Raw genomic sequence first — 23012 nt, forward strand, 5'->3', positions numbered from 1 at the left:
AAACTTGGCACGGTCGAGTTAATTAATTGTGAAATTTTTAGCAATTAAATATGTACTTTTGCCGTCTGAATCTCAACTGTTTTTTTAGCTATGAAAACTGACTCATTTAAACTGCGTCATATAGGCCCTTCAGAGAAGGATCTGGACAGCATGTTAAACACTATCAAAGCTGATTCGATGGAACAACTGGTATATGAAACTGTTCCTGATGATATTCTTTTAAAAAATCCATTGAATCTGGATGCTGCGATGAGTGAACAAGAATATTCTGCTCACATACAGAAATTATCCTCAAAAAATAAAGTTTTTAAATCCTATATCGGTTTAGGATATCACGAAGCTTGTTTACCAGCTGTTATTCAGCGTAATATTCTCGAAAATCCGGGATGGTATACCGCTTATACTCCTTATCAGGCCGAAATCGCACAAGGAAGATTAGAAGCATTATTGAATTACCAAACCATGATCTGTGATCTTACAGGTATGGAATTGGCCAATGCATCTCTGCTGGATGAGAGTACAGCGGCGGCAGAATCGATGACAATGCTTTTTGCGGTACGTTCTAGAGCCCAGAAAAAAATGGAACCAACAAGTTTTTTGTTTCCGAAGAAATTCTACCTCAGACGCTTTCTCTATTAAAAACCCGTGCAATTCCATTAGGTATCGAGTTAGTAATAGGTGATCACCAGCAATTTGATTTCTCTGAAGATTTTTACGGTGCTATTCTACAATATCCTGGTAAATCGGGACAGGTATATGATTATGCCGGTTTTATAGAAAAAGCACATCAATCTGAAATAAAAGTAGCTGTTGCAGCTGATATTCTAAGTTTGGTAATGCTAAAATCTCCTGGAAGTATCGGTGCAGATGTGGTAGTAGGAACTACACAACGTTTCGGTATTCCTTTAGGATACGGAGGACCACACGCAGCATACTTTGCTACAAAAGAAGAATTTAAAAGAAATATCCCTGGACGTATTATCGGAGTCACTCAAGATACTGATGGCAACCGAGCGCTAAGAATGGCGTTGCAAACCAGAGAACAACATATCAAACGGGACAAAGCTACATCTAATATTTGTACTGCTCAGGTACTCCTGGCTGTTATGGCAGGTATGTATGCGGTTTACCATGGTCCGGAAGGATTAACATATATTGCAAACAAAGTAAACACTCTAACTACTCAATTGAGTGTTGCAGTAGAAAAATTAGGGTATCAACAGCTTAATACTGCCTATTTTGATACTATCCGTATTGCTGCTGATGCAAAAGAAATTCAGCAAATCGCCGTGGAGCATGAAGTAAACTTTTATTATCCTGATGCGAATACGGTTTCAATTTCAATCAACGAAGCTACCACAGTAAAAGATATTAATACCATCATTGCCATCTTTGCCAAAGCAAAAGGCACAGCAACGATTGCTATTGATGAGCATGTTACAACTGGTTTTGATGTAACTGTCAAGAGAGATACTGAGTTTTTGACTAATGAAGTATTTAATACGTACCACTCTGAAACGGAGTTGATGCGTTATATCAAAAAGTTAGAGCGTAAAGACCTTTCTTTGAATCATTCTATGATTCCTCTAGGTTCTTGTACAATGAAACTTAACGCTGCTTCAGAAATGTTGCCGTTAAGCAATCCGCAATGGGGGAACATTCACCCATTTGCTCCGCTCAATCAAGCTGAAGGTTATCAGATCGTACTTAAAAAGCTAGAAGATCAACTTAACGAGATTACAGGTTTTGCTGCTACTTCGTTGCAACCTAACTCTGGTGCTCAAGGAGAATTTGCAGGCCTTATGGTGATACGTGCTTATCACGAATCTCGTAACGATCATCATAGAAACATCTGTTTGATTCCTTCATCAGCTCACGGAACAAACCCGGCATCAGCTGTAATGGCTGGAATGAAAGTAGTGGTTACCAAAGCTACCGAAGAAGGAAACATCGATGTTGATGATTTAAGAGAAAAAGCGCTTCTGCATAAGGACAACTTAGCTGCGCTTATGGTTACATATCCTTCTACTCATGGTGTATACGAATCGGCAATTAAAGAAATTACCAAAATCATTCATGATAATGGAGGACAAGTATACATGGATGGAGCCAATATGAATGCTCAGGTAGGACTAACCAACCCTGGAGCTATTGGAGCCGATGTTTGTCACCTTAATCTACATAAAACATTTGCTATTCCGCACGGAGGAGGTGGCCCTGGAGTAGGTCCAATTTGTGTTGCAAAACAACTGGCACCATTCCTTCCTAGTAATCCTGTTATACCAACAGGAGGAGAAGAAGCAATAACAGCTATATCTAGTGCCCCTTGGGGTTCTGCATTGGCTTGTTTGATTTCTTACGGATACATTACTATGCTTGGAGCCAAAGGTTTGAAAGAAGCTACCGAGTATGCTATTCTTAACGCAAACTATATCAAAGAGCGTTTGGATGGGCATTATGATGTATTATACACTGGTGAGCGAGGAAGAGCTGCACACGAAATGATTGTTGACTGCAGACCTTTTAAAGCAAATGGAATAGAAGTTACCGATATTGCAAAACGATTAATGGATTATGGTTTTCATGCTCCAACGGTATCCTTCCCTGTTGCAGGAACCATAATGATCGAGCCTACAGAAAGTGAAAGTAAAGCAGAACTAGATCGTTTCTGCGATGCTATGATATCCATACGTCAAGAGATCGCTGAAGCTAGCAAGGACAACCCAAACAATGTGATGAAAAATGCACCTCACACTATGGGAATGCTTACTTCAGATCAATGGGATTTCCCGTATAGCAGAGAGCAAGCGGCTTATCCCCTATCTTATGTTGCGGATAATAAATTCTGGCCAACGGTACGAAGAGTAGATGATGCATACGGAGATCGCAACCTTATTTGTACTTGTACTCCTATCGAAGAATATATGGAAGCAGAAGCTTAATTAAAAGTTTAGATAGTAAAAGGAGGCAACTTTTTGTTGCCTCTTTTTTTAATACCAACATAATGAGAGATATTTCTTCAAGACAAGATATTGAGCACATAATGCAAACTTTCTATACCGAAGCACTTGTTGATCCTATAATCGGAGACTTCTTTACCAAAATAGCTCGTCTACATCTTGAAGAACATTTACCAGAAATTACAGATTTTTGGGAACAACAATTATTCAGAAAAGGGCGCTATCAAAAAAATGTATTACAAATCCATTTAGATCTTAATGACAAAAAGAAGTTTGAAGAAATTCATTTTCAAACTTGGCTTGCTTTATTCAATAAAGCTATTGATCAAAACTTCGAAGGAGACCTTGCCAACCTGATGAAAACGAGAGCGCTTTCTATCGCTACTGTAATGCGTATAAAAATGCAGTAAAAAGCAAATTATCAAAGGTTTTCATGCAAAAACCTAAGGTTGGGCATCGTAATTTTTATTATGCATGCATAGCAAAAAAGATTGTATTACCTATCTTATGTATTCAACAGGAAAAGGAATACAATGAACATTAAGATAACCGGCACAGGAAGCTACATACCAGCACTAATAGAGCAAAACGAGGATTTTTTAAGTCATCAGTTTTTGAACGCAGATGGTACCGAAATACATCATCCAACTTCAGTGGTCATTGAAAAATTCAAAAAAATCACCGGTATTGAAGAGCGTAGATATGCTTCTCAAGAACAAAACACCTCTGATCTGGCCTTTCTATCCGCAAAAGCAGCCATAAAAGATGCAAAAGTTGACCCTGAAACTCTGGACTACATCATTGTAGCTCATAACTTTGGCGATGTAGACAAAAATACTTCGCAAGCCGATACAGTTCCTAGTTTGGCAGCAAGAGTAAAACACAAATTACAAATCAAAAACCCTTATTGTGTTGCCTATGATTTATTATTTGGTTGTCCTGGTTGGATTGAAGGTGTGATACAAGCACAGTCGTTTATAAAAAGTAAAATGGCTAAAAAATGCCTCGTCATTGGGGCAGAGACTTTATCCCGAGTGATCGATGCACATGATCGGGATTCTATGATTTATTCTGATGGTGCTGGAGCTTCAATAATTGAGATTTCCGAAGATAAAGGAGGAATCATTTCTTCAATAAGCGCATCCTACACTTTGGAAGAAGCCAACTTTCTGTTTTTCGGAAAAACCTATAATCAAAATACTACCGACCCCAACAAATACATCAAAATGTACGGTAGAAAGATCTACGAATTTGCCCTAAATCATGTCCCAAAAGCGATGAAAGCTTGTTTGGATAAAACGGATGTTGGTATTGGTGATATCAAAAAAATACTTATCCATCAAGCTAATGAAAAAATGGACGAAGCCATTGTAAAACGGTTTTATGAGCTTTATGGAAAAGAAGTCCCTGAAAATGTGATGCCGATGAGCATTCAAAAACTCGGTAATAGTAGTGTAGCCACTATTCCTACCCTCTACGATCTTATTCTAAATAATAAAATTGACGATCAAACCATTAACAAAGGTGATTATTTACTATTTGCCAGTGTTGGTGCCGGAATGAACATTAATGCTTTTCTATATCAGCATTAGATATTGATAAAATTATAAGAACAAGTGCAGCTAATCTTAGTAATTGTCTATTTTTACAGGCAATAATGCACTTATTACTATGTACGAAGGAACTTTTCCTCATAAACGATATCAAAAAACGCTAGAATTCTTACGGAATCACACCCCTGCCCCTTCCAACATTCTGGATCTTGGGGTACGAAACCCTTTTGTAGAATTCATGGAAAAAGAAGGATACGCAGTCGCGAATACCACAGGCGAAGATCTGGATCTTGATACAACAGCAGTTATAAATGAGGGTTTTGATATGGTAACGGCTTTCGAAATTTTTGAACATCTAATAGCACCTTTTAATGTGCTTAGAGATATAAAGGCTAACAAATTAGTTGCTTCTATTCCATTGAAACTGTGGTTCTCTCCGGCATACCGCAGTAAGACTGATCCCTGGGACCGACACTATCACGAATTCGAAGACTGGCAATTTGATTGGTTATTAGAAAAGGCGGGTTGGAAGATCATTGCAAGGGAAAAATGGACACATCCGGTAAAAAAAATAGGATTCAGACCTCTGCTACGACTTTTTACTCCACGCTATTATATGGTTTATGCAGAAAGGATAACAGATTAAAAAATCAATAAAATTTGAAGGTTTATATCGTCATACCTGCTCATAACGAAGAACGCTTTATCGCCAAAACTTTGGATTCTTTGGTTTCGCAAACATTACTACCCAAGAAAATCGTTGTAGTAAATGATAATTCCAGTGACAATACTGAAACCATCGTTAATGGTTATACCGAAAAATATAACTTCATAACTCAAATAAAAACCTCGGCTTCAGAACTTCATTTACCAGGTAGCAAAGTCATCAATGCTTTTTACAACGGATATGAAACATTAGATCAGGACTACGATATCATCTGTAAATTTGATGCCGATTTGATTTTTCCCGACAATTATATAGAAAAAATGGTCTCTCATTTCGAATCCAATTCTCAAATTGGTATGGTAGGAGGTTTTTGTTTTATTCAGAAAAATGAAGAATGGGTACTAGAGAATTTAACCAACAAAGATCATATTCGTGGGGCCCTTAAAGCCTATAGAAAAGACTGCTTTACAGATATTGGCGGATTAAAGACAGCAATGGGTTGGGACACCATAGACGAACTGCTAGCACAATATCATAATTGGGAGATCAAAACTGATGAACATTTAGCAGTAAAACATCTGAAACCAACTGGAAACACCTACAATCCCAAAGCAAAATACAAACAAGGAGAAGCCTTTTACCGAATGCGTTATGGGTTTTGGATTACCCTAATTGCCTCAATAAAGTTAGCATTGCTCAAAAAGCGACCTATTCTTATCAAAGATTATATCATGGGCTTTTTTAAAGCCAAAAAAGAAAAGAAAACTTATCTCATATCTGCCAACGAAGGTAAGTTTGTCCGTGCATTACGATGGAAAAAAATTAGAAAAAAACTACTCTAACCCTTCTTCTTCTGGGCCTAAAAAATGTTAAAATTAAACAAAATCAGACAGACTTGTCTGTTTTTTATCTATGTTTGCACCATGAAACATTCATTAATTAGGCAACATATTATTGAAACCGCATCTAACCTGTTTTATCGTAACGGATATAATCTAACCGGAATCAATGAAATTATCAAAGAAGCAGGCATTGCCAAAGCTACTTTGTATAATCATTTTGCTTCAAAAGAAGATATTTGCCTTGCCTATCTTCAATATAAGAACAGCACCTTTACCAAAGACATCAAAGATTTTGTAAATCAAGCTGAAGAAGGTAAGGATCAATTGTATGCATTGTTTGGGTTTTTACAGAAATTCTTTGATCAGAAGGATTTTAATGGATGTTGGTGTTTAAATACCATTGCAGAACTCCCGCATGGAAGCGAAAGAGTGCAACAGGAAATTCAGAAACAAAAAGAAGAATTTATCCAATTTATTAAGGCTTTAATCAATAAAAATTTGAGCCAAGCTACTGATCAAGAAGAAGAACTATTAGCAAGAAAGATTTATTTATTGTACGAAAGTGCGATTTCAGAAAGTAAACTACATCAAAGCAAATGGCCTATCGAGACTGGCCTGTCACTTTGCAGAAGTTTAGTAGCATAATTTTTTTATCAAAAAAAAGACAGACTTGTCTGTTCAATATTAACTTAAAACTATAAAACATGAACACATTTAGTAACAAAGTTGCCTTAGTCATAGGAGGAACTAGCGGAATCGGTAAAGCTACCGTACAAAATCTAATTAACGAAGGTGCGACGGTGCACGTAGTAGGAAGAAACACTTCTAAAATAGAAGACGCAGCCAACGTGATCAAACACCAGGTAGACATAACTAGTCAGGATAGTGTAAACGCCTTAATCAACAAAATTGAAAGTCTTGATCGTTTGGATCATCTGGTAAATGCTTCAGGAATCTTTGGACCGAAGTCATTTTTGGATCACACGGTAGCCGATTACGATTCGTATCAGGATCTGAACAGAGGATTTTTCTTTATTACCCAAGCTGCTGCCAAAAAGATGAAAGAAAATCAGTACGGGTCCATTGTAAATGTAGGTTCTATGTGGGCTAAACAAGCGGTGAAGGCCACTCCATCTTCTGCGTACTCCATGCAAAAAGCAGGTTTACATTCGCTTACGCAACACCTGGCGATGGAACTTGCTGATGAAGGTATACGAGTGAATGCAGTTTCTCCTGCGGTGGTAGAGACTCCTGTATACGATAGCGTGTTCGGAAGTGCCGAAGAAGCGAAAAAAGCATTAGTAGGTTTCAACAATTTCCACCCGATCGGAAGAAACGGAACCCCACAAGATATCGCAGATAGTATCACCTTTTTACTTTCTGACAAGGCATCTTGGGTAACTGGTGCTATTTGGGATACTGATGGAGGAGTAATAGCTGGTAGAAACTAATCTAAATTCGAATTACGCTATGTACGATATGAATAACCTAAAGCAATTAGGTAAACTTGGTAAAAATGCCGAAAAGGCAATGAAAGCATTTCAGGCTTTTGATAGTATTGCATTAGAAGAAGGTGCTATTCCGGTAAAATATAAAGAGCTAATGGCAGTTGCTGTAGCTTTAACCACACAATGTCCTTATTGTCTGGAAATCCATAAAAACAACGCCATAAAACATGGTGCAACTCAAGAAGAGTTGGCAGAAACTACATTTATTGCAGCTGCACTTAGAGCAGGTGCCGCAGTGGTTCATGGCACACATTTAATGGAAAAATAAAACCAACTTTTATGCTAAAATAAAGAGTAAAGCTATACAACAGCTTTACTCTTTATTTTTAATTTTGAAATGCAATGAAAACAGACGTTACGATTATTGGGGCAGGGTTAACTGGACTATTACTAGCATATAGACTGCAACAACATGGCATATCTTTTACCGTTGTAGAAGCTCGAGATCGAATAGGAGGTCGAATACACACCACTTATACTCCCGATCATACTCCAATAGAAATGGGTGCCACCTGGTTAGGAACACAACATACTGCCTTATTCAAACTACTGAAAGAATTAAAAATTCCTGTTTTTGAGCAATCAATGGGAGGCATCACACTTTTTGAATCCTTATCTACTTCACCACCTCAACGCATTCAAATACCAGAAAACCAACCATCAAGTTATAGAATACAAGGAGGAACCAGTACATTGACACACCAACTGGCCAATACTATACCTGCAAACCAAATAGTATTAGGTTGTAAAGTCAACGAAATTAGTTATGATGAGATCAATGGATGCATTGTAAAGACCGAAAACCAACAATTTACATCTAATAAAGTAGTATCTACCATTCCTCCATTGTTATTGATGAATACGGTAAGATTTACTCCCAACTTACCTAAAAACATAACCATTCTTGCCAACCAAACACACACATGGATGCGTGACTCCATAAAGGTAGGACTTTCTTTTTCTAAACCTTTTTGGAAAGAACATCAATAATCTGGTGCTGTTTTTAGTAATGTGGGACCGGTAACAGAATTGTATGATCATTCTAATTATGAAAACAACAAATACGCCCTAAAAGGTTTTATAAAAAATGAAATGCATCTCGACACTGCCAAAGAAAGACAAACCAAAGTTCTAAATCAGCTTCAAAAGATGTTTGGCAACGACATTCTTTCTTATACTGCATATCATGAAACCCTCTGGAGAAACGAAGCATTTACAACCTTTGATGCAAATCAGTTTATTTTCCCACACCAAAACAATGGAAACCATGACTATCAAAATGGATTTTATGACAATAACTTCTATATCGCAGGATCAGAAACCTCACCTCAGTTTGGAGGATATATGGAAGGCGCAGTAAGAAGTGTACAAAACATACTTCAACACCTTTTATAATTCCTTTTGTTTCCATCCCAAAACCAACAATACTTATAAACATGGCTTATAGAATTTCGTATAATCATTACCTTGTACAATTTAGGCTGTAAATTCGCAGTTTATATAAAAGCAAAACTTTAATGAAAGGTTAAATGCTAAGGATATTTTTTTCTATTTTAGCTTTTCTAATTGGGAATATATGTTTTATCTAGACGATATTGGTCGTTATTTTTTAATGTTAAAAGGAGTTTTTAGTCGTATGACTAAAGGTTCTGTTTTACGAAATTTAATATTTAAAGAAATAGACGACTTAATTATAGGATCTTTGGGTATAACAGTATTCCTTGCGTTCTTTATTGGTGCGGTAGTTGCTATCCAAACAGCTCTTAACCTGACCAATCCTTTAATTCCCAAAAAGTTGATCGCTTTTGCTTCTCGACAATCGGTCATATTGGAGTTTGCTCCTACTTTTATTTCGGTTATCATGGCCGGTAAGGTAGGGTCTTTTATTACTTCTAGTATCGGAACCATGCGGGTAACTGAACAAATTGATGCACTCGAAGTAATGGGTATCAATTCCTTAAACTATTTGGTATTTCCAAAAATCATAGCTATGCTCACCTATCCTTTTGTAATCGCTATTGCAATGTTTATAGGTATTGTAGGAGCTTATGTAGCTGGAGTATATGGAGGGTTTATATCGAGTACTGATTTTCTGATTGGATTACGAGAAGAGTTTATGCCGTTTCACCTTACCTACGCATTTATAAAAACCTTTTTCTTTGCTTTTCTATTAGCTACCATCCCTTCGTTTCATGGGTATTATATGAAAGGAGGTGCACTAGAAGTAGGTAAAGCCAGCACTACAGCTTTTGTATGGACTACTGTGGTTATTATTATCTCTAATTATTTAATCACTCAATTATTACTTAGCTAATGATAGAAGTAAAAGGTTTACATAAAGGATTTAACGGAGAAGAGATTCTGAAAGGAATCACAACTACTTTTGATCGTGGAAAAACGAATTTGATTATTGGACAAAGTGGTAGTGGTAAAACGGTTTTCCTGAAATGTTTATTAGGACTATTTACTCCAGAAAAAGGAACTATCTGCTATGACGGAGCAACATATTCTGATTTGAACGAGCAGGAACAAAGAGATCTTAGAGAACAAATGGGGATGGTATTTCAAGGGAGTGCCTTATTCGATTCTATGACGGTAGAAGAGAATGTTATGTTCCCATTGATGATGTTTACCAAACAGAGTAAAGAGGAAATGTTACACCGAGTACACGAAGTACTTCAGCGTGTTAATCTTGAAAACGCAGAGAAAAAGTTACCTTCAGAAATTAGTGGAGGGATGCAAAAACGTGTTGCTATTGCCAGAGCAGTAGTAACCCAACCCAAATACTTATTTTGTGACGAGCCCAACTCTGGTTTGGATCCAAGAACGGCTATCGTAATTGACAACCTGATTAAGGAACTCACCGAAGAGAATGATATCACTACGGTAATCAATACACATGATATGAATTCTGTGATGGAGATCGGTGAGAAAATCGTGTTTCTGCAAAAAGGGTATCTGGAATGGGAAGGTGATAAAACTCAAATTTTTAAAACCGATAACAAAGCTGTTACCGACTTTGTATACTCCTCGAACCTGTTCAAAAAGGTAAGGGATGCACAATTAAAGGGTTTGTAGTATACCAACTGACCAAAAAGATTTTTTAGCTATTCAGGATGATTATTCAAGATATAAAGTATCTGCTTTCAACTCTCTGGTAATCCATTCTCTTAATCTTTGATTTCTATCGATCTCAAGACTGTCAGACACTTTAAACTTCCATCTCGGGAAGATGACCTGAACGGTATCCATACGCAAGAAATTTGATTTCAACATCTCTGCATATCCCAGCGTTTCCAAATCCGGAAACCGAATTTTGGCATCTTTAGAAATATTAAAATAAGGCAACACTTCAACTGGAACCTCTTTATTCGCCTCTCTCAGGCTAGTTTCCAGACCAGCCATTTGTATTTTAAGGTCTTCGATCTCATCCAACAACTTATCATTCTCCTTTTGCATGCGATCCAGCTCTACAATTGCGCGATCATAGGCTTTTGACACCTGATCCAATCCACGAGCTTTATTCCCGTTAATGGTCAGCTCAAAATCTGAAATATGCTTGTAGTTTTTGATTTCATTTTTTAAATCACTCATCACTGCCTCTGGCATTTCTCCATCAAAATATAGTTTAATGGTTCTTTCGTTGTAATTATAGAAGTCCTTACGCAAGTATAAATTTTCATTCGCATTCACCTCATCTTCTATAAAATGAGAATAATCCCGTTCTGCATTACTTTCTTTTAACGTTACATAAAATGTATAACTTGCTGGGATCATCGCTAATATCGCCAATAATGACGCTAATTGTGCAGTACGTTTTCGCTTTGCAGAATTTGCATACCGTATCATCGGGAAACGCAATAGTTTGGCTACGATAAAAGTAGATAATGCAATGAATATAGCATTGATACTAAACAGATATAACGCCCCCAAAAGAAGTTGGGTTCCCAAACAGCAATCCCATATCCCACAGTACATAATGGCGGCATTAATGCGGTAGCAATTGCTACTCCCGCTATAGCATTGGGCATGGTCCCTTTCTTTGATTTGGCGACAATTAATGCCAATCCACCAGATACTGCTACCAATACATCCAAAATGGTAGGCGCTGTTCTCGATTCTAACTCTGGCGTGAGTTCTGTTAGTGGAGAGAGCCAAAAATACAAGGTAGCTGCTGCAACACTTAACCCAACCATCACCCCAAGGTTGATCAACGATCTTTTTAAAGTATCGATATCATTAATCGCAATGGATAATCCAACCCCAACGATCGGACCCATTAAGGGAGAGATTAACATGGCTCCTATTACTACCGCAGTCGAACTTACATTAAGCCCAATAGATGCTACAAAAACCGAAAATATAAGAATCCAGGCCGTATGCCCTTTAAAAGGAATATCGTTCTTAACATCCTCTATAGTTTGATCCTTATCGGTTTCAGACCTTATATCCAGTAACTCTCGAAGAAATGTTTTTACACTTGTAAAAAGACCTTTAGCGTCTCTTTTTACAGACTCGGTCATTTCTTCTTGATTAGATACTGGTGGTTTGGTATTCTCTTCCATTGTATTATGTATATTTTTCTCCAAAGGTATCTTTTACTTCTGTACGTACTTCTTTTATATGTTGTTCCTTTTTCTTGGGATAAATGAGCAGCACCTCTTCTTTATCAACAATGATATAATCTGTCAATCCATCTACAACTACAATTTTATCCTTTGTAGTTCTTATCATATTTCCCGAAGCATCCTGAGTCAGGACTCTTGCGTTCACCACTGCATTTTTTTCATTGGTTTTATCCAATTTATCGTATAATGACCCCCATGTTCCTAAATCATTCCAATCAAATCTAGCAGGAAGAACAAATACATTTTTTGCTTTTTCCAAAATAGCATAATCTATAGAAATATTTTCTGCTAATGCATAATGGGTTGCTATAAATGCTTTTTCTTGTTCTGTATTGTAGACATCCTCTCCTTTCTTGAACAATGTAGTCATTTCTTCCTGAAATTGAGCAAATGCATTAACAATACTACTTACACTCCAGATAAAAATCCCTGCATTCCAAAGATAGTTTCCTTCATTCAAAAAAGTCTTTGCGGTTTCGTAGTCCGGTTTTTCGGTAAACTGCTCTACCTTCTTGATCGCACTATCTTCTTTATGATATTTGATATATCCATATCCCGTATTTGGAAATGTAGGCTGAATCCCTAAAGTCATCAACATTTCTTTGGCACTACAGGCTTCGAAGCTTTGTTGCAAGTCAGCGATAAAAGCATCTTCATCCTCGATCCAGTGATCACTTGGTGCCACCACCATAACGCCATCAGGATTCTCTTTTTGAATTTTCATCGCTGCATAAAGAATACAAGGAGCTGTATTTCTCATTGCAGGTTCTGTGACTACCTGTTTTGGTGTAACCGATGGCAACTGTTCTAATACCAAATCATTATACAACTCATTGGTTAAAATATAAATATTCTCTACGGGTACAATCTTGGCTAAACGAGAAAACGTTTTTTGTATCAAGGTTTCTCCCGTACCCAACATGTCATGAAATTGCTTTGGAAAACTAGTTGTGCTAACGGGCCAAAAACGAGACCCTACTCCACCGGCCATCAATATGGCATAATAATTTTTGTTCATAAGTTAATGTAACAGTTCGACTTCTGCATTGGGGTTAAATAGGTATACTCTACCTGTTGCAATTTCGACGCACTCATATCGTTTTACCTTTTTATTTCCTTTTCTGAAAATTTTTCCATTGTATAATCTAAAGGTACTTCCGAAAGGTAATTCAAATATATAACTTTTATCATTGTCTGGATCATATTGCTTTAAAGCTAGCGACAATTTTTCGTCTGTATCACTACTAGCCCTCGGATTTTTGAAGTGATTAGCAATAACCGGCAATAATTTTGATGGAAAAACTTCTGGATTGATATAGGGCAACATTAATTGCTGAAAAACTCTTTTCCACTCTATTCCATGAGGCTTGATAAAACGACCATACTTTTCAAAAGCAACCAGGTGAGCAATTTCATGAATAAGCGTAATTAAGAAACGATATTTATTAAGTGAAGCATTTACTGTAATCTGGTGCCTTCCATCTGGAGTTCTGCGATAATCCCCATGACGAGTCACTCTTTCATTAACGATCTTAAGGTGCACATTACAGGCAACAATCAAATCAAAGGCTTGATCAATAGCTCTTTCAGGAATATATCGCGCTAAAATCTCTTTCACGAGTGAAAAATACAAAATTAAGCGCATCACAAAGATACGCTTGTATTAATTTTATTTTCTTATCCATTTGAAATACACCAGAACCAATACCGCCAAAAATACAATAGGCCAAATATAAAAGAGCAGTAATGTAGCATTTTGAATAATCGACCAACCAAAAGAGAACCCTTCTTTTGCCTTACTTACAAAACTAGGTTCGTATATTGTAGGCTCAGGTTTAGGAACAACAGCCTCATACAAATCTATCTGTATTGTACTAAAAGAAACCTTATTGCTTAAATACTGTATTCGTCCCTGAGCTGCTTCTATTTCTTCCTGAATATCTTTTATTTTGTCTTCAGCCTTCAAAATATCTTCGACCGTTTTGGCCTTTGACCTCAAAATAGCTTCGTAGCGTTCCTTTACTTCTAGTCTTGTTTTCAATCTGCTGGACACGTCCATATACTCCTCGGTTACATCCACTGTAGAAACATTCTTATGATCTACAAACTCAGCCCACTTACAAACGCTATCCAATACGATATCAAATTTATCTTTTGGCACACGAATCACAAATCTGTTTTCTTTGGAATAATTGGTGTGTGTAAACCTCTCGTCGGCGACATACCCTTGATGCAATGCCACAAAGGCCTTTGTTCTTTTTGTAACCTCTTCAACATTTTTTACTTTAAGACGACAATTTGCATTCTTGATAATTTTTGTCTCAAAAGAACGATCATCGTTCTTCTTTTTTTGCAACTCTTTCTTACTTCCTTCTTCTTCGATTTCGTAACTGTTAAACTCCAATGTTTCTCCTGTAGTCTCAAGAGCAATTGATTCTGAATGCATATCCAGATTACTTTTTTCTTGACTACATGAAAGATGAAAGAACACAAAACTCACCAATAACACTTTTCCTAATTTTAACGTATTCATTGTTATATTTTTTATCTTGTTAAACTGAAATCAAAAGTATTGGAAGGTCATGGACATGAGTTGTAGCTTACTTGTAAAACACTTGTAATCTGTTTTACAAAGAGTAATTACCTTTTTATCAAAAACTTAGAAAATCACTACAAACGACAACATATTATTTGATCAGCTTAAAAAAGCTGTTGCTCGGGAGTTTTTATCAAAAAACAATGCTTCAAGCAAGGATATTTCTCTTTGGAAAGGACAGGATATCATTTCTTTTCAAGAGGACCTACAGCAAAAAGTAAAAGGAAGTATTAGCGAAAAATCGTTTTACAGTTACTTTAAGAATGCTCCTGAAAAACTCCCTAGGGTAGACATCCTAAATCTGCTTTCTCAATATTGTGATTATAAAAATTGGAATGATTTTAAAGCTACTCATTCCGAAGACCAATTAAAGAACAAAAAACCTGTTCTTTTAAAAGCAACCATTCTTTTACTATCGAGCCTGGTTCTGTTGACCATTATATATATGTTCACTCCAAAAACCAACACTTTTAATTTTTGTTTTATTGATCAGGATCGAAAACAACCAATCAATACGATCCCTATGGATATTATCATTCTTAATGATCAACAATCTCCTTTCTATACCAAAAGTGATAGTTTAGGGTGTTTTAGTTGGACTACCAAAGATGATTTTATTCAATTTGTGGTACAATCCCCATATCATAAAACAGACACGATTTACCGAATTGTTTCTTCAATAAAAAATGAAGAAATACAAATACGAACGGATGACTACGCGTTAATGCTCCATTACTATGCCAATGGTAAGATAGAAGACTGGGAACATCGCAAGCAAGAACTATCTCAACTCATCGCAAAAGATGCTACCATTTTTCAGGTATTACCTCATGGATTAGGTATTGAGATGTATTCTAAGACAAAATTTATCAATACACTTACCACCCCAACAGAACAATTAAAAAATATCGAGATTATAGAATCCAAAAGGTTGAATGGACAAATTGTAAAACTAAAATTCAGAGTACGATTATGAAGTTTCAATTCAGTTATATCACCTTCATCATTCTCCTCTTTATAGGATGCTCAAAAAGAGCTTCAAAAGAGGCTAATGACCTGTCTGTACCTGAATTCGAGTTTTCTGAAACTAGTACGGAAACCAGTATAATTTCCGAAGAAGAAGCTTATAAAATTCTAGTGACTCAGAAATTAAAAGCTTTACTAGATGAAAAACAACTGATCGCAACTCATCCCAAATTTAAAATAACTTCAGAAGCAGAAAACATTATTGGGAACACAACAGACACCCTCATTTCAAACATAGAATTTATCGATTCGTTTCAGGCTGTTTCTGACTCGGTACAATCGGTAAAAACAAAAATCATCTACCCTACAGCTATAGATACCATATTAACTGTTATCAAAACAAGCACAATAACAATTGATGGAGAACCCTTGAAAACAACCCAGGTTTATTTTGAAAGACATAAAACAAAAGCAAAGAACAACAATTAGCAGCAAGCGCTTCCCTTTTGATTATGGAGTACTGCTAGACACTTGTAGTACTTTACCATTATAAAAACTGTTTCCTGTAAGAGAAAACTCTTTGATATAACTAGCCATTTCAAGAGCCGATAAGGGAGCTTGGTACCCTGGGAATGCTTCTTGTAACATTTCTGTTTGCACCGCTCCAAGAGCAAGCACATTAAAAGCAATCCCGCTCTCCTTATATTCTTCTGCTAACAATTCACTCAAAGTGATTACTGCTCCTTTACTTGAGCTATACGCTGCCAAACCAGGAAACTTCATACTTCCTTGTATGCCCCCCATACTGCTCACGGTAACCACATGGCTTCCCGACTTCATAAATGGAAGAATTAGTCGGGTAATTTCTGCCACGCCAAAAACATTCACCCGATACACCTCTTCAAATTCTTTTGTAGTGATTTCGGCAAAAGGTTTATTCAGTAATTTCCCAGCATTATTGATCAAAACATCGACCCGATCCCAATTTTTGGTAACATAATCAGTCATTTTCACAAGATCTTGTGGTTCACAAATATCAAAAGGAAAACTGGCTATGTTTTTATGATTTAATTTTTGAATCGGGGCTTCATTACGAGATAGCGCAAGTACATGGTGCCCCTCGTCTGCAAACAATTTTGCTAATTCATACCCTATACCACGGCTTGCCCCAGTTATAATAATATTTCTATGACTCATTTGTGTAAGCTGCTTAATTTAGCTTTATTTCTTTTTCTGAAGTACTTGCAATCTTTACAACTGCAGGTAGACAAGCATTGATTAATTCTGCCATAAACTCGAAATTCATTTCAGAGACTTCATCATCCACATGGTGATAATAGTTGTAATTCGTAAAATCAAACGTCGATATCGTCTGACAGGGCACATTAAATTGTTTGAAAAAAGGATAATTATCACTACGCTGAAACAATTGATACTCTTTTGCCTTTGGTAAAAAACCAATTAACTCTGCACCAGAATATTCATTTATTTTTGCAGCCATATTTGATTTCTCATAGCCTGTGATATAAGCTTTGTACGACTTTTCGTTTAAAGGTACGCCGATCATCTCAAAATTGACCATTGTGTACAAATCTATATCCTTATCTTTTAATACCTGAGCCAGATGCTTAGACCCCAGCAATCCTTTTTCTTCGGCCCCAAAAAGAACAAATAAAACACTTCGTTTATTCGATTTAAGCTTAGACAGTTGTTTGGCCAAAGCCAAAACTGCAGTGCTCCCTGCTGCATTATCGTTGGCACCATTGGCAATTGCATCTCCGTTCACTTCGCTACCATTTCCTATATGATCCAAATGCGCTCCAACCACTACGAATTGATTAGCAAGTTCTTTGTCATTACCTTTTAGGTAACCTACTACGTTCATCGTAGGAACACCTTTAGCTTCAAAGGGGTCTCGATACGAATCAAAATAAGGCGCCACTCCCATAGATTGAAATTCCTTTTCTACAAATTGTACAGCGGCTTCATACCCTTTACTCCCGGTGTCTCTACCCTCTAACTCATCACTTGCCAAAAACTTCATAGTCGTTGCTACGTACTCTGCTGTGATATCCCCTGAATTGTTCTTTTTATCGATCTGTGCATGTGCTTCTTTTACATCAGATTGTGCTACAACGGTAGCCTGTTTACAAGCCAAAGACAAACTTAATACTGCTATTATCCCTAAATACTTTTTCATACCTCAATTATTTGATGCTAAAGATAAAAAAATCCCGCCTCAAGCTGAAGCGGGATCTTATAATAAGTTTTAATATAATTAGGCCAGCATAGTAACTGGATTTTCCAAGTATTGCTTTAAGGTTTGTAAAAACTGAGCTCCAGTAGCTCCGTCTACAGTTCTATGATCACAAGCCAAAGTTACTTTCATAGTATTTCCTACCACAATTTGCCCATCTTTTACCACAGGTTTTTGCACGATAGTTCCTACTGATAAAATAGCAGAATTAGGCTGATTAATAATAGAAGTGAACTCCTGAATACCAAACATTCCTAAGTTAGAAACGGTAAAGGTACTTCCCGACATTTCTTGCGGAGTTAATTTTTTATTACGGGCTTTAACCGCCAGTTCCTTAACAGATGCACCTATTTGTGTTAATGACATTTGATCTGTAAATGGTAATACTGGCACTACTAATCCATCTGGCACCGCTACAGCAACCCCAATATTAATATGCTTGGCATATCTAGTTGCCGTATCTGTCCACTGTGTATTTACTTGCGGATGTTTACGTAATGCCATAGCACACGCTTTTACTACCATATCATTAAAAGACACTTTCGTATCAGGCAATTCATTGATATTTTTACGAGAAGCCATTGCATTCTCCATATCCAATTCTATAGTAAGGTAGTAGTGCGGAGCAGTAAATTTGGAAGCAGACAATCCTTTTGCAATTGCTTTACGCATCTGAGAATTTTTCACTTCTTCGAAACTCTCTTCTCCTGCTGGAACAAACGCCTGAACGGCAGGACTTGCAGCTACTTCTTTAGACTCAGCTGGCACTGATACCGTTGTTGGAACAAAAGATTCTACATCCTTTTTAACAATACGTCCATTTTCACCAGTTCCTTTTACCTGAGAAAGATCTATTCCTTTATCACTAGCTATCTTTTTAGCTAAAGGAGACGCAAATATCCTACCTCCTGATGCTGTAGTACTCGTTACTGAAGTTTGCGGCTCTTCTTTTTTAATTTCTTCTTGAGCAACGGGAGCGGTAGTAGCTTCACTTTTAGCACTTGCTACGGCAGTTCCGTCTTTAAGTCCAGAAACATCAGTACCTGCTGGACCAATAATCGCCAATAACGCATCTACAGGAGCAGTTTGCCCTTCTTCTATACCTATATGAAGTAATGTTCCATTATAGAACGACTCAAACTCCATAGTTGCTTTATCGGTTTCTATCTCAGCAAGGATATCTCCTTCTTCGACGGTATCGCCTACTTTTTTCAACCATGTAGCTACTGTTCCTTCTTCCATCGTATCACTTAACCGTGGCATTGTAATCATCTCAACACCTTCTGGCACTTCTGTAGCAGCATTACTTGCAGCAGGAGCTTCTTCGGTCTTTTCTTCCGGTGTGGCTTCTGGTGCAGGTGCAGCATCTCCATTTAATAATGAAGATATATCTTCGCCCTCATCCCCAATAATTGCTAATAATTTATCAACTGGGGCTGTTTCTCCTTCTTCTATACCAATATGCAACAAAGTACCTTCGTAAAACGATTCGAATTCCATCGTTGCCTTATCAGTTTCTATCTCAGCAAGGATATCTCCTTCGCTAATTTTATCTCCTTTTTTTACAAGCCACTTTGCAACTACCCCTTCTTCCATGGTATCGCTTAAACGTGGCATATTGATTACTGTAGCCATAATTTATTGTGGTTTGTGTGATAAAAATGGATAATCCTCTTGTTCGTACACTACATCATACATCACATTCTTTTCTGGGAATGGTGATTCTTCTGCAAACTTCTGACATTCAGCCACACGATCCTTCACTCTCTTATCTATCGTTGCTATTTCCTCATCGGTAGCATATTTTTTATCTTTAATCACATCCAATACCTGCGTAATTGGATCTAATTTTTGATACTCTGCTACCTCATCCTTGGTACGGTACTTTTGTGCATCACTCATAGAATGCCCTCTATATCGATAGGTTTTTAACTCTAAGAATGCCGGCCCTCCACCTGTTCTTGCTCTGGTAATAGCTTCATCCAATGCCTCAGCTACATTTACAGGATTCATTGCATCTACAGGACCACAAGGCATTTCATACCCAAGTCCCAATTTCCAAATATCTGTATGATTTGCCGTCCTACTCACTGACGTTCCCATAGCATATTGGTTGTTCTCCACACAAAATACTACTGGTAAATTCCAAAGCATGGCTAAGTTAAATGTTTCGTGTAAAGATCCTTGTCTTGTAGCTCCATCACCCATAAAGGTAAGTGTAACTGCATCTCTTTTATGATACTTATCAGCAAATGCTAATCCAGCACCTAAAGGAATCTGCCCTCCTACAATACCATGACCACCATAAAAACGATGTTCTTTTGAGAAAATATGCATAGATCCTCCCAAACCTTGCGAAGTACCCGTTCCTTTGCCATAAAGTTCGGCCATTACTCGTTTTGGATCTTCTCCCATACCTATAGGTTGCACATGGTTTCGGTACGCGGTAATCATACGATCTTTTGTAAGATCCATGGCATGCAAAGCCCCTGCCAAGATAGCTTCCTGGCCATTATACAAGTGTAAAAACCCTCTTACTTTCTGTTGGATATATACTTGAGCAAGTTTATCTTCAAACTTTCTCCAGAAAAGCATTTTTTCATACCAGTTCAGGTATACTTCTTTGGTTATTTTTTTCATTTACAATTGTGCTGATAAGTGTAACAATTAATTACCTAAAATGGTAATTATTAAATTTTTCCGATTTCGTTCAAAACTGAACGAAAAACAAAAATAAGGTATTCGAAATTAAGGGAAAAACAGTTTCACCAATAAAATCTACGAAAACGTTATAAATACGAATTATCAAAAATAAGAGGCAATAAATTAGATAAAGAAGAAGATTTAACCACTTTTCCTGTCTCTCCCATAAAAAAATCTCTATGGGTGCTTTTTGCTTTACCTCATATTCTGCAATAGCTTGCCTACAAGCTCCACAAGGAGGAGTTGGTGTTACCAACTTATATTTTAAGGATTTTGCAGTAAGCGCCATCTTCTGGATTGCGACATCCGGATAATTGGCTCCTGCATAATAAATTGCAGTTCGCTCTGCACATAATCCAGAAGGATAACATGCATTTTCCTGATTGTTACCCAGAACCACTTCTCCATTTTCTAATAATAGTGCAGCGCCAACCAAAAATTCTGAGTAAGGCGCATAAGCCTTATCTCGAATTTCCATGGATTTTTTCATCAAATCCTGGATATCTTCCGGTAGTTCGTCAAACGAATCGTAAATCTGTAATACTGAAGTAATTTGTATTTCCTTCATGCTGTCTTAAATTTCTTTTTCAAAAAAGGGACGACAAGGTACTACAAACAAAAAAAAGTATCAAGCCAATGGTTTGATACTTTTTTCTGAACACTATATCTATTCTATTTAATCGTAATATTCATCTCCGAAGTTGAACGTAAGACCGAAACGAAGCGTTCCTTCTAACGGACTACGTACTGATGATGTTGAAAACAAGTAAGATACATCTAGATTAACTACGTTATATCTGAAACCTGTTCCTAGAGAAAGGAACTGACGTGCTCCTTTTTCTTCACTCTCGTTAAAATATCCTGCTCTAAAAGCAAATACATCTCTATACATATACTCTGCTCCTAAAGCCCAGGTAATTTCTTTTAGCTCTTCGCTAAATCCACCATCTGCATCTCCCCAAGAAGAAAAGATCGCTCCAAAAGCACTAATATCCTGATACTCTCTGTTATCCTCTGCATCGATATCTCCATCACCATCAAAATCCTGAGGACTAGGCACCAACAACTTACTGAATTCTAATGTCGGTGTAATTCTGTTATCTTCATTGAAGATAAAATCAAAAGCTCCACCCACTCTAAAGTTAGTTGGAATAAAGTTTTCCTGACCTGCATCGTCATATCTTATTTTGGGTCCGATATTCGAAATATTAAATCCAGCTCTCCATCTACCGTTAAAAGAATTGAAAGCAATCTCTTCACTTCTAAAGAAACCTGCTACATCAACTCCAAAACTTCCTGCTGCACTGGCATCATCGGCATTTTCTGTTTGCAATCTTAAATCAGATCGCAAATAGCGCCCAGCAACTGCCATAGAGAAATGATCACTAAGTTTCAATGCATAAGACACATCTAACGTAAATTCGTTAGGTCTTTGTGTATTAGCGGCACCATCTGCAGTTTGTCTAAACTCAATATCTCCTAAACTAAAATATCTGAAACTTGCAGCTACTGCACTTCTTTCATTAATTCTATTATAGTAATTAAGATTTCCTAAAAAGATATCATTTACCAGATTACTTAAATAAGGAGTATAGTTTACCCCAACCCCTTGTTTTGTTTTTGCGAATGCATATTTCGCCGGATTCCACTGTTGTGAGAAAGCATCGGGCGAAGTAGCAACCCCCTGATCAGCTAAACCTGCTGCTCTAGCATCTGCTGCAATTAATAAAAATGGGGTAGCTGTAGTAATGGCTCTATTTTCTTGTGCCTTGATAGTAAGATTAGAAAACAGTAAAGAGGCAAGACCAAGAATAATTGTTTTTTTCATACCTGCAAAAATTGAGTTTGACAAATATATAGTTATTTAGTGATTAAAAAAGTGTGTGTTGTTTAATTTTTTAAACTCGTTCTTTTCTTAACGTAAAATTTACCAATATCTTATATGGTAGGTGTTGATTTCTTTAAATCTCGATAAACACCTTTATAGTAGTACCTAAAAAATACTGGATCAATTTAGTCATTATTAGTGACAAAAAAACGACACTATTACTATATCTTTCTTTTCTATTACACTCAACCTTTATTTTACCCTAAAAAAAATTAAAAAAAATTCACCTTTTTTATTTGAAGAGTAACATACTTTTTAAACCATCACAAACCCGATATCCCACATATACTGATCACTGTAAAAACCATTTTTTTTCAGGTTTCTTTTTTTTCGGTTTTTCTTAAATAATAAATAATAAACAACAAATTATTGCGTTAAACCAAAGTCGTTGGCAATTCATAAAAAATTGTGAATTGATAATATTTTAAAAATTTTAGGGTAAAT

Annotated in this window: 21 protein-coding genes and 3 pseudogenes; 14 read left to right on the forward strand and 10 right to left on the reverse strand. The window is 36.8% G+C overall.

Translation table 11 applies throughout. From position 1 onward, the window contains the following. Positions 1-90: 90 nt before the first annotated feature. The 12 genes and pseudogenes from AC0L3Q_RS19860 to AC0L3Q_RS19915 all read left to right on the forward strand — a co-directional run bounded on the left by AC0L3Q_RS19860 (position 91) and on the right by AC0L3Q_RS19915 (position 10608). Positions 91-639 carry a hypothetical protein gene (locus AC0L3Q_RS19860; protein WP_473282260.1) on the forward strand — a complete coding sequence of 183 codons (549 nt, stop codon included), beginning with the start codon at positions 91-93 and terminating at the stop codon, positions 637-639. After that, on the forward strand, positions 612-2942 hold the full coding sequence (gcvP, locus tag AC0L3Q_RS19865; RefSeq protein ID WP_473286975.1) for an aminomethyl-transferring glycine dehydrogenase: 2331 nt from the start codon (positions 612-614) through the stop codon (positions 2940-2942). The genes AC0L3Q_RS19860 and gcvP overlap by 28 nt, the downstream gene beginning before the upstream one ends. Positions 2943-3004: 62 nt before the next feature. Next, a complete protein-coding gene (locus tag AC0L3Q_RS19870; protein WP_473282262.1) occupies positions 3005-3370 on the forward strand; it encodes a group III truncated hemoglobin in 366 nt (121 codons plus the stop codon). Positions 3371-3493: 123 nt separating this feature from the next. Beyond that, positions 3494-4552, forward strand: a complete 1059-nt coding sequence (locus tag AC0L3Q_RS19875; protein WP_473282264.1) for a 3-oxoacyl-ACP synthase III family protein — start codon at positions 3494-3496, stop codon at positions 4550-4552. A 79-nt stretch (positions 4553-4631) separates the two neighbouring features. Beyond that, positions 4632-5159 (forward strand): methyltransferase domain-containing protein, encoded by a 528-nt coding sequence (locus AC0L3Q_RS19880; RefSeq protein WP_473286977.1) that lies wholly within the window; start codon positions 4632-4634, stop codon positions 5157-5159. Positions 5160-5173: 14 nt separating this feature from the next. After that, a complete protein-coding gene (locus tag AC0L3Q_RS19885; RefSeq protein ID WP_473282266.1) occupies positions 5174-6022 on the forward strand; it encodes a glycosyltransferase family 2 protein in 849 nt (282 codons plus the stop codon). 81 nt (positions 6023-6103) lie between these two features. Beyond that, entirely contained in the window at positions 6104-6667 is a 564-nt protein-coding gene (locus AC0L3Q_RS19890; RefSeq protein WP_473282268.1) for a TetR/AcrR family transcriptional regulator, read from the forward strand. Between the two features lie 59 nt (positions 6668-6726). After that, the gene (locus AC0L3Q_RS19895; RefSeq protein WP_473282270.1) at positions 6727-7473 is read left to right on the forward strand and encodes an SDR family NAD(P)-dependent oxidoreductase; all 747 of its coding nucleotides are present in this window, start codon (positions 6727-6729) and stop codon (positions 7471-7473) included. A 28-nt stretch (positions 7474-7501) separates the two neighbouring features. Beyond that, positions 7502-7798: a carboxymuconolactone decarboxylase family protein gene (locus tag AC0L3Q_RS19900; RefSeq protein WP_244548153.1), complete on the forward strand. Its 297-nt coding sequence runs from the start codon at positions 7502-7504 to the stop codon at positions 7796-7798. 74 nt (positions 7799-7872) lie between these two features. Next, positions 7873-8925: pseudogene (locus tag AC0L3Q_RS19905) on the forward strand (flavin monoamine oxidase family protein). 181 nt (positions 8926-9106) lie between these two features. Further along, positions 9107-9844, forward strand: a complete 738-nt coding sequence (locus AC0L3Q_RS19910; protein ID WP_073316728.1) for an MlaE family ABC transporter permease — start codon at positions 9107-9109, stop codon at positions 9842-9844. Next, positions 9844-10608: an ABC transporter ATP-binding protein gene (locus AC0L3Q_RS19915; RefSeq protein ID WP_473282272.1), complete on the forward strand. Its 765-nt coding sequence runs from the start codon at positions 9844-9846 to the stop codon at positions 10606-10608. Before AC0L3Q_RS19910 ends, AC0L3Q_RS19915 begins: the two co-directional genes overlap by 1 nt. 42 nt (positions 10609-10650) lie before the next feature. On the opposite strand, the pseudogene AC0L3Q_RS19920 reads toward AC0L3Q_RS19915, so the two are convergent. The 4 genes and pseudogenes from AC0L3Q_RS19920 to AC0L3Q_RS19935 form a co-directional block, all read right to left on the reverse strand. Continuing rightward, positions 10651-12053 (reverse strand): annotated as a pseudogene (locus tag AC0L3Q_RS19920) (DUF389 domain-containing protein). A 46-nt stretch (positions 12054-12099) separates the two neighbouring features. Further along, entirely contained in the window at positions 12100-13176 is a 1077-nt protein-coding gene (locus tag AC0L3Q_RS19925) for a mannose-1-phosphate guanylyltransferase (protein ID WP_473282274.1), read from the reverse strand. A gap of 3 nt (positions 13177-13179) precedes the next feature. Continuing rightward, positions 13180-13776, reverse strand: a complete 597-nt coding sequence (locus tag AC0L3Q_RS19930; protein ID WP_473282276.1) for a SprT-like domain-containing protein — start codon at positions 13774-13776, stop codon at positions 13180-13182. Positions 13777-13827: 51 nt separating this feature from the next. Next, entirely contained in the window at positions 13828-14691 is an 864-nt protein-coding gene (locus AC0L3Q_RS19935) for a DUF4349 domain-containing protein (RefSeq protein ID WP_473282278.1), read from the reverse strand. Between the two features lie 508 nt (positions 14692-15199). On the opposite strand from AC0L3Q_RS19935, the gene AC0L3Q_RS19940 reads away from it, so the two are divergent. Both AC0L3Q_RS19940 and AC0L3Q_RS19945 read left to right on the forward strand, forming a co-directional pair. Further along, positions 15200-15730, forward strand: a complete 531-nt coding sequence (locus tag AC0L3Q_RS19940) for a hypothetical protein (RefSeq protein WP_473282280.1) — start codon at positions 15200-15202, stop codon at positions 15728-15730. Beyond that, positions 15727-16209: a hypothetical protein gene (locus AC0L3Q_RS19945; RefSeq protein WP_473282282.1), complete on the forward strand. Its 483-nt coding sequence runs from the start codon at positions 15727-15729 to the stop codon at positions 16207-16209. The genes AC0L3Q_RS19940 and AC0L3Q_RS19945 overlap by 4 nt, the downstream gene beginning before the upstream one ends. Before the next feature lie 21 nt (positions 16210-16230). On the opposite strand, the gene AC0L3Q_RS19950 is transcribed toward AC0L3Q_RS19945, so the two are convergent. From AC0L3Q_RS19950 to porV, 6 genes and pseudogenes are all read right to left on the reverse strand, one after another. Continuing rightward, the gene (locus tag AC0L3Q_RS19950; RefSeq protein ID WP_473282284.1) at positions 16231-16917 is read right to left on the reverse strand and encodes an SDR family NAD(P)-dependent oxidoreductase; all 687 of its coding nucleotides are present in this window, start codon (positions 16915-16917) and stop codon (positions 16231-16233) included. Between the two features lie 13 nt (positions 16918-16930). Continuing rightward, positions 16931-17920: a M20/M25/M40 family metallo-hydrolase gene (locus AC0L3Q_RS19955; RefSeq protein WP_473282286.1), complete on the reverse strand. Its 990-nt coding sequence runs from the start codon at positions 17918-17920 to the stop codon at positions 16931-16933. 78 nt (positions 17921-17998) lie between these two features. Further along, a complete protein-coding gene (locus AC0L3Q_RS19960; RefSeq protein WP_473282288.1) occupies positions 17999-19612 on the reverse strand; it encodes a pyruvate dehydrogenase complex dihydrolipoamide acetyltransferase in 1614 nt (537 codons plus the stop codon). Between the two features lie 3 nt (positions 19613-19615). Continuing rightward, positions 19616-20617, reverse strand: coding sequence for a pyruvate dehydrogenase (acetyl-transferring) E1 component subunit alpha (gene pdhA / locus AC0L3Q_RS19965; RefSeq protein WP_473282290.1), 1002 nt, complete (start codon positions 20615-20617; stop codon positions 19616-19618). A 149-nt stretch (positions 20618-20766) separates the two neighbouring features. Then, a pseudogene (locus AC0L3Q_RS19970) lies at positions 20767-21248 on the reverse strand (cytidine deaminase). Positions 21249-21356: 108 nt separating this feature from the next. Further along, positions 21357-22508 carry a type IX secretion system outer membrane channel protein PorV gene (porV, locus tag AC0L3Q_RS19975; protein ID WP_073316706.1) on the reverse strand — a complete coding sequence of 384 codons (1152 nt, stop codon included), beginning with the start codon at positions 22506-22508 and terminating at the stop codon, positions 21357-21359. Positions 22509-23012: the final 504 nt, after the last annotated feature.

It is taken from the genome of Aquimarina sp. KJ22-3 (assembly GCF_055808215.1).

Bases quoted from the DNA above. Each gene is read 5' to 3' on its own strand.
- AC0L3Q_RS19880 (WP_473286977.1), top strand. From the start codon at position 4,632: ATGTACGAAGGAACTTTTCCTCATAAACGATATCAAAAAACGCTAGAA.
- AC0L3Q_RS19910 (WP_073316728.1), top strand. From the start codon at position 9,107: ATGTTTTATCTAGACGATATTGGTCGTTATTTTTTAATGTTAAAAGGA.
- AC0L3Q_RS19945 (WP_473282282.1), top strand. From the start codon at position 15,727: ATGAAGTTTCAATTCAGTTATATCACCTTCATCATTCTCCTCTTTATA.
- AC0L3Q_RS19950 (WP_473282284.1), bottom strand. From the start codon at position 16,917: ATGAGTCATAGAAATATTATTATAACTGGGGCAAGCCGTGGTATAGGG.
- AC0L3Q_RS19875 (WP_473282264.1), top strand. From the start codon at position 3,494: ATGAACATTAAGATAACCGGCACAGGAAGCTACATACCAGCACTAATA.
- AC0L3Q_RS19890 (WP_473282268.1), top strand. From the start codon at position 6,104: ATGAAACATTCATTAATTAGGCAACATATTATTGAAACCGCATCTAAC.
- AC0L3Q_RS19895 (WP_473282270.1), top strand. From the start codon at position 6,727: ATGAACACATTTAGTAACAAAGTTGCCTTAGTCATAGGAGGAACTAGC.
- porV (WP_073316706.1), bottom strand. From the start codon at position 22,508: ATGAAAAAAACAATTATTCTTGGTCTTGCCTCTTTACTGTTTTCTAAT.
- AC0L3Q_RS19925 (WP_473282274.1), bottom strand. From the start codon at position 13,176: ATGAACAAAAATTATTATGCCATATTGATGGCCGGTGGAGTAGGGTCT.
- AC0L3Q_RS19935 (WP_473282278.1), bottom strand. From the start codon at position 14,691: ATGAATACGTTAAAATTAGGAAAAGTGTTATTGGTGAGTTTTGTGTTC.
- AC0L3Q_RS19900 (WP_244548153.1), top strand. From the start codon at position 7,502: ATGAATAACCTAAAGCAATTAGGTAAACTTGGTAAAAATGCCGAAAAG.
- pdhA (WP_473282290.1), bottom strand. From the start codon at position 20,617: ATGAAAAAAATAACCAAAGAAGTATACCTGAACTGGTATGAAAAAATG.
- AC0L3Q_RS19870 (WP_473282262.1), top strand. From the start codon at position 3,005: ATGAGAGATATTTCTTCAAGACAAGATATTGAGCACATAATGCAAACT.
- AC0L3Q_RS19915 (WP_473282272.1), top strand. From the start codon at position 9,844: ATGATAGAAGTAAAAGGTTTACATAAAGGATTTAACGGAGAAGAGATT.
- AC0L3Q_RS19940 (WP_473282280.1), top strand. From the start codon at position 15,200: ATGTTCACTCCAAAAACCAACACTTTTAATTTTTGTTTTATTGATCAG.
- AC0L3Q_RS19860 (WP_473282260.1), top strand. From the start codon at position 91: ATGAAAACTGACTCATTTAAACTGCGTCATATAGGCCCTTCAGAGAAG.
- AC0L3Q_RS19960 (WP_473282288.1), bottom strand. From the start codon at position 19,612: ATGGCTACAGTAATCAATATGCCACGTTTAAGCGATACCATGGAAGAA.
- AC0L3Q_RS19955 (WP_473282286.1), bottom strand. From the start codon at position 17,920: ATGAAAAAGTATTTAGGGATAATAGCAGTATTAAGTTTGTCTTTGGCT.